Origin of the sequence: Lachnoclostridium edouardi (assembly GCF_900240245.1) — a bacterium.
Classification (GTDB): domain Bacteria; phylum Bacillota; class Clostridia; order Lachnospirales; family Lachnospiraceae; genus Lachnoclostridium_A; species Lachnoclostridium_A edouardi.
On the sequence record NZ_OESQ01000001.1, the window covers coordinates 837,581 to 852,244 of the forward strand.

The 14,664-nt window shown below is 41.8% G+C and carries 10 protein-coding genes; 3 read left to right on the forward strand and 7 right to left on the reverse strand.

Features of this window, described 5'->3' with window-relative positions:
- Window positions 1–18: 18 nt before the first annotated feature.
- Window positions 19–1,458 (forward strand): TrkH family potassium uptake protein, encoded by a 1,440-nt coding sequence (locus tag C1A07_RS03910; RefSeq protein ID WP_101875937.1) that lies wholly within the window; start codon window positions 19–21, stop codon window positions 1,456–1,458.
- A 70-nt stretch (window positions 1,459–1,528) separates the two neighbouring features.
- Here the strand turns inward: C1A07_RS03910 and C1A07_RS03915 are convergent, their stop codons facing one another.
- Window positions 1,529–1,996, reverse strand: coding sequence for a CBS domain-containing protein (locus tag C1A07_RS03915; RefSeq protein WP_101875938.1), 468 nt, complete (start codon window positions 1,994–1,996; stop codon window positions 1,529–1,531).
- Window positions 1,997–2,175: 179 nt separating this feature from the next.
- Here C1A07_RS03915 and C1A07_RS03920 point away from each other — a divergent pair, with 179 nt between their 5' ends.
- A complete protein-coding gene (locus C1A07_RS03920; RefSeq protein WP_101875939.1) occupies window positions 2,176–3,201 on the forward strand; it encodes a LacI family DNA-binding transcriptional regulator in 1,026 nt (341 codons plus the stop codon).
- 4 nt (window positions 3,202–3,205) lie between these two features.
- Here C1A07_RS03920 and C1A07_RS03925 read toward each other — a convergent pair whose 3' ends face one another.
- The 6 genes from C1A07_RS03925 to ileS form a co-directional block, all read right to left on the reverse strand.
- Window positions 3,206–4,180 carry a 2-keto-3-deoxygluconate permease gene (locus C1A07_RS03925; RefSeq protein WP_101875940.1) on the reverse strand — a complete coding sequence of 325 codons (975 nt, stop codon included), beginning with the start codon at window positions 4,178–4,180 and terminating at the stop codon, window positions 3,206–3,208.
- A gap of 38 nt (window positions 4,181–4,218) precedes the next feature.
- Window positions 4,219–4,665 carry an RpiB/LacA/LacB family sugar-phosphate isomerase gene (locus tag C1A07_RS03930; RefSeq protein WP_101875941.1) on the reverse strand — a complete coding sequence of 149 codons (447 nt, stop codon included), beginning with the start codon at window positions 4,663–4,665 and terminating at the stop codon, window positions 4,219–4,221.
- A gap of 309 nt (window positions 4,666–4,974) precedes the next feature.
- Window positions 4,975–5,739, reverse strand: a complete 765-nt coding sequence (locus tag C1A07_RS03935) for a M23 family metallopeptidase (RefSeq protein WP_101875942.1) — start codon at window positions 5,737–5,739, stop codon at window positions 4,975–4,977.
- 40 nt (window positions 5,740–5,779) lie between these two features.
- On the reverse strand, window positions 5,780–6,667 hold the full coding sequence (locus C1A07_RS03940) for a SpoIID/LytB domain-containing protein (RefSeq protein ID WP_101878036.1): 888 nt from the start codon (window positions 6,665–6,667) through the stop codon (window positions 5,780–5,782).
- Between the two features lie 379 nt (window positions 6,668–7,046).
- Window positions 7,047–9,500, reverse strand: coding sequence for a glycogen/starch/alpha-glucan phosphorylase (locus C1A07_RS03945; RefSeq protein WP_101875943.1), 2,454 nt, complete (start codon window positions 9,498–9,500; stop codon window positions 7,047–7,049).
- 11 nt (window positions 9,501–9,511) lie between these two features.
- Entirely contained in the window at window positions 9,512–12,652 is a 3,141-nt protein-coding gene (ileS, locus tag C1A07_RS03950; protein WP_101875944.1) for an isoleucine--tRNA ligase, read from the reverse strand.
- A 541-nt stretch (window positions 12,653–13,193) separates the two neighbouring features.
- On the opposite strand from ileS, the gene C1A07_RS03960 reads away from it, so the two are divergent.
- Window positions 13,194–14,654: a nicotinate phosphoribosyltransferase gene (locus tag C1A07_RS03960; protein WP_101875946.1), complete on the forward strand. Its 1,461-nt coding sequence runs from the start codon at window positions 13,194–13,196 to the stop codon at window positions 14,652–14,654.
- The last annotated feature ends 10 nt before the right edge of the window (window positions 14,655–14,664 follow it).

The window sequence follows — 14,664 nt, forward strand, 5'->3', positions numbered from 1 at the left end:
AAACGAGGCAAATATTTTATGAACAAACGGATGATTGCTTATATCGTTGGCTGGATATTAATTTTTGAAGCCCTTTTTATGATACTCCCTTGTATTGTAGCTTTAATCTACAAGGAGGCCAGCGGTTTTTCCTTTTTAATTACAATTTTTCTTTGTCTTTGCGCAGGCGGGCCTTTTGTGAGAAAGCCGCCTAAAAATAAAATTTTTTACACCAGAGAAGGTTTTGTAACTGTAGCTCTCAGTTGGATTGCCCTCAGCTGCTTTGGCGCTCTCCCGTTTATTATCAGCGGCTATATTCCTAATCCGGTGGACGCACTTTTTGAAACAGTTTCCGGCTTCACTACCACTGGGGCCAGCATTTTAACAGATGTGGAGGCTTTGCCCTACTGCCTGCTATTTTGGAGAAGCTTTTCCCACTGGATCGGAGGTATGGGAGTTTTAGTATTTATTTTAACTTTGCTTCCCATGTCCGGCGGCTCTCACATGAGCCTTATGAAGGCAGAAAGCCCCGGTCCCTCTGTCAGCAAACTGGTTCCTAAGGTACAGTCTACAGCAAAAATTTTATATGAAATATATATCGTTCTTACTATTGTTCAGATTATCCTGCTTCTCGTAGGAAAAATGCCTCTTTTTGACGCGTTAGCTACTTCTTTCGGAACAGCGGGAACAGGAGGATTTGGAATTAAAAACGACAGTATGGCCAGCTATTCTCCATACCTTCAAACTGTAACTACTATTTTTATGATTCTTTATGGAATTAACTTTAGCGTATACTTCCTTTTGCTGGCAGGAAGACCTAAGCAGGCTCTTCAAAGCGAAGAGGCCCGCTGGTACTTAGGCATTATCGGCGTATCCATTTTGGTCATTGCCCTGCAGATCCGCCACCTCTATCCTTCTTTCGGCGTAGGACTGCACCATGCGGCCTTCCAGGTTGCATCTATCATTACAACTACCGGCTTCGCCACCACAGACTTTAACTTGTGGCCGGAGGTTCCCAGATGCATCCTGCTGCTTCTAATGTTTGCAGGCGCATGTGCAGGAAGTACAGGCGGCGGTATTAAAATTTCCCGTCTTATTATATTGGCTAAGACAGTGAAAAAAGAATTGTATCAGCTGATACATCCTCAAAGCGTGCGGCAGGTAGTAATAGACGGCAGAGCCGTAGAGCATGACGTGCTTCGCTCTATTAATGTATTTATGGTATTATACTTTATAATTTTTGCCTTCTCAGTACTTTTTATCTCCGTAGACGGCAATGATCTGATCACCAACTTCTCGGCTGTAGCCGCCACCTTAAACAATATTGGACCTGGACTGGAATTAGTAGGACCTACTCAAAACTTTTCCCTATTTTCCAACTGGTCTAAATTAGTTATGATTTTTGATATGCTTGCAGGAAGATTAGAATTGTTCCCTCTTCTTTTGATTCTCACTCCTGAAACCTGGAGGAAATTTTAAGTAATTCTATAACAAAGGGCGCTGCACAACAAGCTTTCTGCTAATTGTGCAGCGCCCTGATCTTTTATTTCTATACCTGGCTTTCCTGCATACTCTTTAAACCTTCGGCAAATACTATGCGGCTTCCTTTACAGTCCACCATCATTCTATCATAAAAATACTTAATAATATCCTTCCTTCGAATAATACCTATAAAATTCTTCTGATCGTCCTGAACGGGAATAAAATTCTGATTCAAAGCTTTATCTAACATATCTTCCATTCTGGCGCTGGCACAAACAGGAAGATAATCTGATCTTCTGGAAATACTTGTGACCGACACCCTTTCTGCTTCCTTCAGATTCAGATTAAACTTATTCTTAATGCCCCAAAGCATATCCCCTTCTGTGATCGTTCCTATATAACGTCCTGATCTGCTGATAATAGGAACAGATGAATACTTGTGATACTCCATTTTTTCCAGCGCCTGACGCAGGCTTTCGTCCTCATATATATAAGCAACCTCGCTTTTTGGTGTTAAAAAAAATAATATGTTCATGGAAACCCTCCTTATATCCAATGTGTTTTCATTATATCACAGGCTTCTTAAACTCATATGAACGATTTATTATATTTTTATAACTTTTTATTCCAGATCTACATATTCACAGCATCCCACAATTATGGTAAAATAGGAAAAGCAAATATATAAAAAACAAAGATTTTAAGGAGAAAAAAATGGCGACAATTAAAGACGTGGCAAAATACGCAGGCGTTTCTACAGCCACAGTGTCAAGAGTAATTAATCATGTGCCCAATGTGCGGCAGGAAACCATAGAAAAGGTAAACGCTGCAATTGAGGCCTGTCATTTTGTTCCCAACTTTGTGGCCCGGAATTTAAAAAGCGAGCAGACAAAAACCATTGGATTTCTTGTTTCTGATATAGCCAACTCATATTTTACTATTATGGCCAAAGCCTTGGAAACTCAGCTTCAGCAAAAAGGCTACGATATGATTGTGTGCAGCACAGACGACGACCCTAATCTGGAAAAAAGCTATTTAACCCAGTTTTTAAGCAACCAGGTAGCCGGCATTATTTTAAACACCACTGGGCAAAATATTCCTTTTATTGAAGAAATCAGCCAGACTCTTCCTATGGTTCTGGTTGAGCGAGCCATTGATTCTCAGGAATTTCTGGGAGATTTTATCGGGGCGGATAATTATTCAGGAATTTTTGATCTGACCACTCACCTTCTTGGCCTGGGACACAGGGATATTGGCATTATTAACGGCAACATGCAGGTAAGTACTGGATCTCAGCGGTATGCCGGCTTTGTAGACGCCATGAAAACATATGGGATTACTGTTGACTCTCATTATCCTTTTCAGTACAACACTAATTCTTTCATAGAAAAAGGCGGCATGGAAGCCGCCCAGTATCTTATGGAGCTTTCTAAAAAGCCCACTGCATTAATTGTCACCAACAACGCCATGTCTATTGGCGCTTTAAAATATTTAAAGAAAAACAATATCCAAATTCCTGAACAGGTTTCTATTATGTGTTACGGAAATATTGAAAACAGCGAGCTGTTTTTTGTAAAGCCGGCCTACGCTACCTTAAATCCTCAGGTTATTGCCGCAAAGGCTTACCAGTACATTACCTCCAGGCTGGAGAAAAAAAATCTGCCCAACAGGGAGACGATTTTTGAATCTAAACTTTTTACAGGGGAAAGCGTCGCTCCCCCCTGCACATCTTCTTTTTAAATTTTTATGCTTCAGCGGCTTTTGTCTCTGCAGATTTAGGATATTTTGGACAGCCGAATTTTTTGGACCACCAGCTTACAATTAAAGGCACCAACAAGGCGGACATTACTACAGAGGCAGCTACCTGAACAGTCGCTGTGGCTACTACAGGCTCCAGTTTAGGGTCTGCCAGTGCCACTGCCGCCGGCACAGCCACAGCATTTCCTGCAGTTGTGGCAACAGCCCATCCGGCATAGCCGGAGCGTTTTAAAATCACATGGTCGCAGAAAGCAATAAACGCGCCTCCTACAAAAATGGTTAAGAAGGAAAGTAAAATACCGGAGGCTCCTCCTTTTACTACATCTGCCAGATTAATTCCGGCTCCCAGAGAAACTGCAGTAAAGGGAATAATAACAGGGCCTACAGGGCCAAAGAAATCTCCTACCTTCTTATCTAAATTTCCCAGTATCATTCCCACAATAATAGGAATCAAAGCCGCTACTAAAGACATTAGAGGGATGTCTGCAATTCCGCTTGCGCCCAAAGCAATTAAGGTTAAAAACGGCCCGTCATTAATAGCCAATATTGGCATACAAGCACAGTCCTCTTTGTCTCCAAACTCTGTCATAAGAGAAAAATACACGCTGCCGTTGCTGTTGGTCATGGCGCTGATAATAGCCACGCTGGATATGCCAAGCACGCCTGTCATGCCAAATATTTTTCCTACGGCGATGCCGATTACAGCTCCGATTAAAAATTTAGAAATCAGCAGCAGACCGCCTCTTTTTACTACTGTCCCCATGTCCTGAATCCGCAGAGTAGTTCCCATACAGAACAGCAGAATTCCTACTGAGGTGGCTGAGCCTGCGTTAGAAAATAAGGCTGTTGTCAGCCCTCCAATTTCCAGAGCCTGAGGAAAAAATGTATTTAATAAGCATCCAATACATAAAGGCACTACCATCATTCCTGCCGGCACCTTTTTTACAAAATCCATGATCATTTTAAATTCCCTCCCAACCGTTTTATATTTCCCACTATTTATCTGTTTCTGTCCATTTCTTCCAGCTTAGCCACTCTTTTGCGGAATTCCTCGCTGGTGGAAAATTCTGCTTTCAAAAAAACATTAATCAGCTCTTTCGCTACTACATCTCCAATAATTTGTCCTCCAATAGCCATAATCTGTACATTATCATGCTCCACACACTGATGAGCTGTATAAATATCGTGAACTACTGAAGCTCTGATTCCAGGACACTTATTGCAGGCAATGGCAGCTCCCACTCCTGTGCCGCACACCATAATGCCCCGCTCAGCCTCCTGATTTAAAATGGCCTGGCACACCTTCTTTCCAATATCCGGAAAGTCTACCATCTCAGGAGTATAGCTTCCCACATGAATTACCTCATGTCCCTGCTCCTCCAAAAACGCCAGTACCTTTGTTTTTAATTCATAACCTGCATGATCTCCGCCTACTACAATTTTCATTTTAATATCCTCCTGTTTTTTGTAATCGTTTACATTTTATCTTAAAATAAAAACAATATTTTTTATAAAATATTGTTTTTATAATAGATTTCTTATTTTTATAAACTTGAAATCTAAAAATCTTTTTTGATAACGTTTACATTTTTATTATTACTTAAAAATCTTCTTTTGTCAATTCATAGATATTCCAAAAATTCAAGGCCATTATTAGTGATTTTTACTAATCCTTTTTCTGCTCATAACAAAAAAAGACCACTGTAAAATAAATATTTTACAACAGTCTTCTTTTACTTTTCTCTAGTAAAAATATTATTCTAAATAATCTAAAGGATCTACTGCTTTGTCCTGGTGAAGCAGCTGGAAGTATATATTGGTGCCTTCCACGGAATAATACTTAGTAGGCTCAGCCACATATCCTAAAATCTGGCCTTTTTCCATATACTCGTTTTCCACAACTGGTATTTCCTTTAACTGGCCGCATATGGCTTTGTACTCATTGCCCAGATCCATAACCAGGTAATTTCCAATTTCCTCATTTGAACCGATTTCCAGCACTCTGGCATTTGCAGGAGCGTAAACAGGCATACTTACGTCGCCCTGAATTACCATTCCCGGATTGCATTTATACTGCTCCAAGGTTGGAAAATAAATTGTGGAATCCATGCTGTAGCTTAACAGAACATTGCCCTCTACCGGCCAGCCAAGGGCTGATGTATCGCCAAAATCCAATACTAAGGCTTTGGCTGTGTCGTTTCCTGCTCCAGCCATTGCCGCCTGAGATTCTTTGTCTGCCTTCTCTGTTTCATGTACTGTTTTTGTCTCTTGTTTTTTGGAATCTTCTTTTGTGTCAGTTTTCTCCTGGGCCTCGGAATTTCCGGCTACTTGCATTGGAGGCTTAGTCTCCTCTGCAACAATTCCGCCATCTTCCACAGAATAATATGGATCTCCTTTTTCCGCCCTGTTTCCTCTTTGAATTGTAACGGCTCCTGCTGCGGCAACAATAGTCAGCAGGCCAAGCACTAACATGACGAGGAATAATTTGTCCTTCATCATTTGGTACATTTTCTCTTTCACGTTTATCACCTCGGTACTATTCTTACCAAACCGCGGCTAGTTATACAGTGATTATCTGAATATTTTTATAAAAATATGACAAAATTTCTTCAGCCGTCCATCCTTCCTTAGCTTTTACATCTGCTCCCCACTGGCTCATGCCGTATCCGTGACCGATTCCCTTTGTCACAGCCCGGATTCCGCCTCCGTATTCTTCAAATTCAAAGGCCGGGGAAGCCAGCCCCAATGTGATTTGTACATCATCTCCGTTGTAAATCTTTGTTCCAATTTGTATTTCCTTTACATACCCGGCCTCATCTCTTTCCAAAAGCTGAATAGATGCAAACACGTCTTGCTCCGGCACCTCTCCCCCATCTGAAATTTCTCTGATTCTCCCTGCAAAATCACTTTCTGAAAAGGAAATCATCTGCAGATAACCGTCTGCAGCCGTATCTTCTCTGCTTTCTGCCTGCTGTAAATAGGGGTACTTTTCCTCACCTGCCCTGGTCATCCCTGCGCTGGCTCTGTGGAATAACGGGGTAATCAGCTCCCCCTCATATTCCATAACCTTTCCCTTTGTCTCATCTACTGCTTCTTTTATTTTTTTGTAATACTGGGCGCTGTGTTCTGCTCCCCACTCTTTTTCCAGCTTTTTTCCCTCCAGCCTATCTAAATCTAAAGCTGATTCCTGAATTTCATCTTTGCCGTCCATTTGGCCGCAAATATAAGTTCTGGCAATAATGGCCTGGGCTTTTAAAGCTTCTTTTTCATAAGAGGCCGGCATCTGAGCCGCCACTACGCCTACTAAATACTCCTCCATATCCATGTACACCGTCTGCTCCCCTCTGTCCAGCAATATTTTTTTATCTCCCTGGCTCAGACCTTTTCTCTCCTGTCCCTCCACTGTTCCTGTCCATGCCAGGGTAACAATATAGGGAAATAAAAACATTGCCAACAAGGCTGCCAACAATTTTTTCAACCAGCTACCTCCTTTAAATACATGTCCTGATTTTCACTGCAAACTACTACTAATCTATGTACAAAAAGAAAAGGTTATGACTGGACAAAAAAAGGCCTGCAAAATAATCAGAAGTAATCCTTCTTTTATTTTACAGGCCATTTTTATTTTTTATTGTTTTGAGCACTTAGTGCCTGTATTTTAGGCACTTACGTGCGATACATGAAAAACAGTTTGCGAGGTATTTTACGAGCATTACTATTTTTTATTTCACTCGTTCCTCGTTCCATAAAAACGGACGGGAACCCCAAACTTCGCTATGGCGAACTTTGGGTAGCAAATAGTTGAGCGCAAAGCGCGAAACTATTTTTTACAGCTCTACTTTTACTTTCTCCAGTTTCCAAATATCTTTTACATACTCTTCAATCGTTCTGTCAGAGGTAAACTTTCCAGAATGAGCTACATTCAGCATAGCCGCCTTTGCCCACCATTTTTCATCTCTGTATGCCTTGTCAATTCTCTTATGAGCTTCTGCATAGGAACGGAAATCCTTCAGAATAAAGTAAGTATCTGCTCTGTCGCTGTTTTTAGTATTTAAAAGTGAATTGTAAATATCTCTGAACAGCTCTGAATCTTCTGGAGAATACAGACCGTTAATCAGCTGCATTAAAACGCGGCGGATATCCTGATCCTCATTAAAGATTGTCATTGGGTTATAATCCCTGTTCTTTTCGTGGCTGATAACTTCGTCGGAGGACATACCAAAGATAAATGCATATTCTTCTCCCACTTCCTCCACAATCTCTACATTGGCTCCGTCCATTGTTCCCAAAGTAAGAGCTCCGTTCAGCATAAATTTCATATTTCCCGTGCCGGATGCTTCCTTGCTGGCTGTGGAAATCTGCTCGCTTACATCTGCCGCTGCAAAAATAATCTCAGCGTTAGATACGCGGTAATCTTCAATAAATACAACCTTAATTTTGCCGTTGATGCTCTTATCGCTATTTACTACGTCAGCCACTGCGTTAATCAGCTTAATTGTTTTCTTGGCGATTCTGTATCCTGCCGCAGCCTTTGCCCCAAAAATAAAGGTTCTGGGAACCATATCCATATTTGGATCATTTTTCAGCTGATTATACAAATACATCACATGAAGAATATTCATCAGCTGGCGTTTGTACTCGTGAAGTCTCTTTACCTGCACGTCGAAAATGGAGCGGGGGTCTACCTCTACGCCGTTATGCTCTTTAATATATTTAGCCAGACGAAGCTTATTCTGATATTTAATGTTCATAAACTCCTGCTGACACTTTGGATCATCTGCAAATACTGCCAGTCTTTCAATATGAGGCAGATTAGTAATCCACTCGTTTCCGATTTTGTCTGTTACCCAGTCAGCTAAAAGTGGGTTTCCGTGAAGCAGGAAACGTCTCTGTGTGATGCCGTTTGTTTTATTATTAAACTTCTCAGGCATCATCTCATAGAAATCCTTCAGCTCCTGGTGCTTTAAAATTTCTGTGTGCAGTCTGGCAACGCCGTTTACAGAAAAGCTTCCTACAATCGCCATATGAGCCATTTTTACCTGTCCGTCATAGACTACTGCCATCTTTTTGATCTTCTCATTATCTCCTGGATATCTTTTCTGAATCTCATTAATAAAGCGGCGGTTGATTTCCTCTACAATCTGATAAATTCTTGGAAGCAGTCTGGAGAACAGCTCAATCGGCCATTTTTCCAGGGCCTCAGCCATAATTGTATGGTTGGTGTAAGCGCAGGTTTTTGTAGTAACCTCCCAGGCCTCATCCCAGCTTAATCCCTGCTCATCTATTAATATTCTCATCAGCTCTGCCACAGCCACTGTAGGATGAGTGTCGTTTAACTGGAACACAACCTTCTCGTGCAGTTTGCGGATATCATCATGCTTTTCCAGATATTTTTTCACTGCACGCTGCACACTGGCAGAAATAAAGAAATACTGCTGTTTTAAACGCAGCTCTTTTCCTGCGTAATGGTTGTCGTTTGGATAAAGTACCTCTACCAGGTTCTTTGCCAGGTTTTCCTGCTCTACCGCCTTCTGGTAATCGCCTTTATCAAATGCCTCCAGACTGAAGGTATTAATAGGCTGTGCATCCCAGATGCGCAGTGTATTTACTACGTTATTGCCGTATCCTACAATAGGAAGATCGTAAGGCACTGCCATAACAGACTGGTAGCCCTTCTGCACAAAATGATTGTTGTGTCCCTCCCATTCTGTATCTACATATCCGCCGAATTTTACTTCCATTGCATACTCAGAGCGGCGAACCTCAAATGGATTTCCGTCCTTCAGCCAGTTGTCCGGCACCTCTACCTGATAGCCGTTTTCGATTTTCTGTTTAAACATACCGTAGCGGTAACGAATTCCGCAGCCATATGCCGGATATCCTAATGTAGACAGGGAATCCAGGAAGCAGGCAGCCAGACGGCCTAAGCCGCCGTTTCCTAAAGCTGCATCTGGCTCCTGATCTTCAATTACATTTAAGTCAAAGCCCATTTCGTCCAGAACCTCTTTAATCTCTTTCTGGGCGCAGATGTTAATAATATTATTTCCCAAAGCTCTTCCCATAAGGAATTCCATGGAAAGGTAATAAACAGTTTTTGCATCCTGCTTCTCATATTCCTTATGAGTAGCGATCCACTCATCAATGATTACATCCTTTACAGCGTAAGCCACTGCCTGAAAAACCTGCTCTGGAGAAGCCTCATCAATGGTTTTTCTGAATAAGTTTTTCACATTATAAATAACGCTTTTTTTAAATGTTTCTTTATCAAATCCCTGATTCATCTTTCCCTCCTTTACCCGGTGGTCTTTTCCACACCAAGCATTACCTTTTCTCCGTTAATATTCCATTCCTTTGCGCAGCCGCCCATCTGTCCCAGACAAATATTTTCAGCCAGCACCTCGTCTTTAATCTGATCTGCGTGATCTTTTAAAATGGAAGCGATTTTATCATTCTCATCCTGATAAACAGTAATATGGTCTGTAACCTGGAAATCAGCCTCTTTTCTCATAGTCTGAATTTTGCTGATCAGCTCTCTCACAAAGCCTTCCTCAATCAGTTCAGGAGTTAAATTTGTATCCAGTACTACTGTTACAGTATTATCTCCTTCTGATACAAAGCCTTCTGTCTGAGCCATATCAATCAGCAAATCTTCTTTGGACAGCTCAACGATTACCCCGTCAAAGTCAAATGTCAGCATTCCCTTTTCATTCAGCGTGTCCATAGCCTCATTTCCATCTATTTCAGAAAGAGCCTTTTTAATATTGCCCAGCTGCTTTCCGTATTTTGGACCTACTGTTTTTAACTGAGGCTTAAATGTATAAGAAGTAAATTCTCTTACATCATCTGTAAATTCCACAGTTTTTACATTTAATTCATCCTCAATGATTTCCTGATAAAACTCAGGCAAAGCAGCAGGAGCCTTTACAAACATTCTGCCAATAGGCTGGCGGTTCTTAATATTAGCTGCGTTTCTGGCGGCGCGGCCCATTACTACAATCTTCAGAACCTCATCCATCTTCTCTTCCAGATCTTTGTCTATAGCTTCCTCACAAACTGTTGGGAAGTCGCATAAATGTACGCTTTCAGGAGCAGATTTATCTATATTTCTCACCAGATTCTGATAAATATCCTCTGTCATAAACGGAATCATAGGAGCTGCCGCCTTAGAAATTGTTACAAGAGCTGTGTACAATGTCATATAAGCATTAATCTTATCCTGCTCCATTCCCTTTGCCCAGAAACGTTCTCTGCTTCTTCTTACATACCAGTTGCTCATATCGTCCACAAATTCCTGAAGAGCTCTTGCTGCCTCCGGAATCTTGTAGGAGGAAAGGTTAGAGTCAACTTCCTTTACAACAGAATTTAATTTAGACAGCAGCCATTTATCCATAACAGGCAGTTTGCTGTAATCTAATGTATATTTTGTGGCATCAAAATTATCAATATTCGCATAAAGCACGAAAAATGCATAAGTATTCCACAAGGTGCCCATAAATTTCCTCTGGCCTTCCATTACTGCCTTTCCATGGAAGCGGTTAGGCAGCCATGGGGCGCTGTTAATGTAGAAATACCAGCGGATAGCGTCTGCTCCGTATGTCTCCAAAGCTTCAAAAGGATCTACGGCATTGCCCTTAGACTTACTCATTTTCTGGCCGTTTTCATCCTGCACATGTCCCAGCACAATTACATTTTTGTAAGGCGCTTTATTAAAGATCAATGTAGAAATTGCCAGCAGGGAATAGAACCAGCCTCTAGTCTGATCTACAGCCTCTGAAATAAAGTCTGCAGGGAACTGAGCCTCAAATAATTCTTTATTTTCAAATGGATAGTGATGCTGTGCAAAAGGCATTGCTCCTGAGTCAAACCAGCAGTCAATTACCTCCGGCACTCTGTGCATTTCCTTTCCGCATTCAGGACACTTAATTGTTACATTGTCAATAAATGGGCGGTGAAGCTCAATATCCGCAGGGCAGTTGTCAGACATGGATTTCAGCTCCTCAATACTTCCAATAGAGTGCTGGCATCCGCATTCACATTCCCAAATATTTAAAGGAGTTCCCCAGTAACGGTTGCGGCTGATGCCCCAGTCCTGAACATTTTCCAGCCAGTCGCCAAAACGCCCTTTTCCGATGCTTTCCGGAATCCAGTTAATTGTATTATTATTTCTGATCAGATCATCCTTGACTGCTGTCATTTTAATAAACCATGATTCTCTTGCATAGTAAATCAATGGAGTATCACATCTCCAGCAATGAGGATAGCTGTGCTCAAAATTAGGAGCTGAGAAAAGCAGCCCAGCTTCGTCTAAGGCCTTCAGCACCAGAGGATCTGCCTTTTTGCAGAAAGTGCCTGCCCATGGAGTTTCCTTTGTCATTTCTCCTTTAGCGTCTACCAGCTGCACAAAAGGAAGGTCATAAACACGTCCCACCTTAGAGTCGTCTTCACCAAAAGCAGGAGCAATGTGTACTACGCCTGTACCGTCTGTTAATGTGACATATGTGTCGCACACAACATAAAATGCCTTTTTGTGCTGTTTTTCACATATTGCTACAGCGCAGTCAAATAAAGGAATATACTCCTTATACTCCAGCTCCTTTCCTGTAAACCGCTGTAAAATCTCATAGGAATCTGCTCCTAAAACAGTATCTAAAAGAGCCTCCGCCATATAGTAAACAGTTCCGTCTTCTTTCATTTTAACCTTTGCGTATGTTTCGTTTGGATGTACGCAGAGAGCCACGTTAGAAGGCAAAGTCCAGGGAGTGGTAGTCCATGCCAGAATAAATGCATCCTCGTCTTTGCAGCGGAACTTTGCAATAGCAGATCTTTCCTTTACATCCTTATATCCCTGAGCTACCTCGTGGGAGGATAAAGGAGTGCCGCATCTTGGGCAGTAGGGCACAATTTTAAAGCCTTTATAAAGAAGTCCCTTTTCCCAAATCTGTTTTAAAGCCCACCATTCAGATTCAATAAAATTGTTGTGGTAAGTAACATAAGGATTTTCCATATCTGCCCAGAAGCCTACAGTAGCGGAAAAATCCTCCCACATTCCTTTATACTTCCACACGCTTTCCTTACAGTGAGCGATAAAAGGCTCCAGACCGTATTCTTCAATCTGCTCCTTTCCGTCCAGCCCTAAAAGCTTTTCCACCTCCAGCTCTACAGGCAGTCCGTGAGTGTCCCATCCTGCTTTTCTTGGAACCTTGTACCCTTTCATTGTGCGGTATCTGGGAATCATATCCTTGATTACTCGTGTAAGCACATGTCCAATATGAGGCTTGCCGTTGGCTGTTGGCGGGCCGTCATAAAACATATAAGTTTCAGCATCTTTTCTGTCCTCAATGCTTTTCTCAAAAATATGGTGATCTTCCCAGAACTTTTCTACTTTCTTTTCTCTCTCTACAAAATTTAGATTTGTAGATACTTTGTCATACATATTTTTTCTCCTCCTTACTGGGGCAGCCCGGCGGTTAAATATATCTTAGAAAAAGAAAAAGCCTCGTCCGCAAAAGGACGAAGCTTAAAATTAACCTCGTTTAACCACCTGTTTCTGCATACCGTTATATGAGTTCCCTGTAACGTGGGAAATACGTCAAAGCTTACTGTCAGTTCAGCCTGCAACTCCGGAGTGATTTTCGGCATCTCCCTACTGACTCCGGGCTTCCACCATCCCCGGTCGCTGTCCGCCTTCTGGAAATCCTACTGTCTCCTTCACAGTCTTTAAGTGATAATTGTATCCATATTTAGCTATTTAAGTATAAGTTTACCCAGAACAAATGTCAAGGAATTCTTCACTTTACCTTAACTTTTCTCCCCATTACTCCTGCTTTTTACCCTTTCTTCACTAAAATTTAAAAAAGATTGTTATTTATTTATCAATCTCATTGCCATTTACTGAAATTGTGCTATACTACCAAAAACGCTTCTTTTCCGGCAAAGTTTGCCGCCAACAGCGCAGTGCAGAGGAGAATCTTAATATGAACCAAAGAAATTTAACGTTACTAACTGACTTTTATGAGCTGACAATGATGCAGGGTTATTTTAAGGAGAAAAATGTAAATGAAACTGTTATTTTCGACGCATTTTACCGTAATAATCCTAATGGAAATGGTTATGCCATCTGCGCCGGCTTGGAACAGGTAATCGAATACATTGACAATCTTCATTTTACTAAAGAGGATGTGGATTATCTCAGATCTACAGGTATGTTTGAGGAGGACTTTCTGGAATATTTATCCCAGTTTCATTTTTCCGGCGATATATACGCTGTTCCGGAGGGCACTGTAGTATTCCCAAGAGAGCCGCTTGTAAAAGTTATCGCCCCTATTATGGAGGCCCAGCTTATTGAAACTGCTCTTTTAAATATTATTAACCATCAGTCCCTTATCGCCACAAAAACTGCCAGAGTTATACACGCAGCCCAGGGAGACGGGGTTATGGAATTTGGTTTAAGAAGAGCCCAGGGACCGGACGCAGGTATTTATGGAGCCAGAGCCGCCATGATCGCCGGCTGCATCGGAACCTCTAATGTATTAGCAGGCCAGATGTTTGACGTCCCTGTAAAGGGAACACATGCCCACAGCTGGATTATGAGTTTTCCCGACGAGCTGACTGCCTTCCGCACATACGCAAAGCTTTACCCTTCAGCCTGCATTCTGTTGGTGGATACTTACGATACATTAAAATCCGGCATCCCTAACGCCATTAAGGTTTTCCAGGAAATGAAGGAGGCAGGAATTCCCCTTACCTTCTACGGCATCCGTTTAGACAGCGGAGACCTGGCTTATTTATCCAAGGAGGCCAAAAAAATGCTGGATCAGGCCGGTTTTCCTGATGCAGTGATTTCTGCCTCCAATGATCTGGATGAATACTTAATCGACAGCTTAAAGGCCCAGGGCGCCACAATTAATTCCTGGGGAGTAGGCACCAATATGATAACCTCTAAAGACTGCCCCTCCTTTGGCGGCGTTTACAAGCTGGCAGCAGTAAAGGATAAGGCCACCGGAAAATTTGTATCTAAAATTAAGCTGTCTGAAAATGCAGAGAAAATCACAAATCCAGGCAATAAATCTATTCAGAGAATATATCAGAAAAACACGGGAAAAATCATTGCTGATTTAATCTGCCTGACAGATGAAAAGTTTGACAGCCGCAATTCTCTTCTGCTTTTTGACCCTATAGAAACCTGGAAGAAGACCCACCTGGCTCCCGGCAGTTATACTCTCCGCCAGCTGCTTGTGCCTGTATTTAAAGAGGGCGCCTGTGTTTACCACTCTCCAAAGGTTATGGAAATACAGGAATATTGTAAAAAAGAGCTGGATACTCTGTGGGATGAGTCACGGCGTTTAATTAATCCCCATGAGGTACATGTAGATCTTTCCAACGAATTGTGGCATTTAAAGAATCAGCTGTTAGATTCCTATCACTTCAAAGAATAGCTAAAAAACG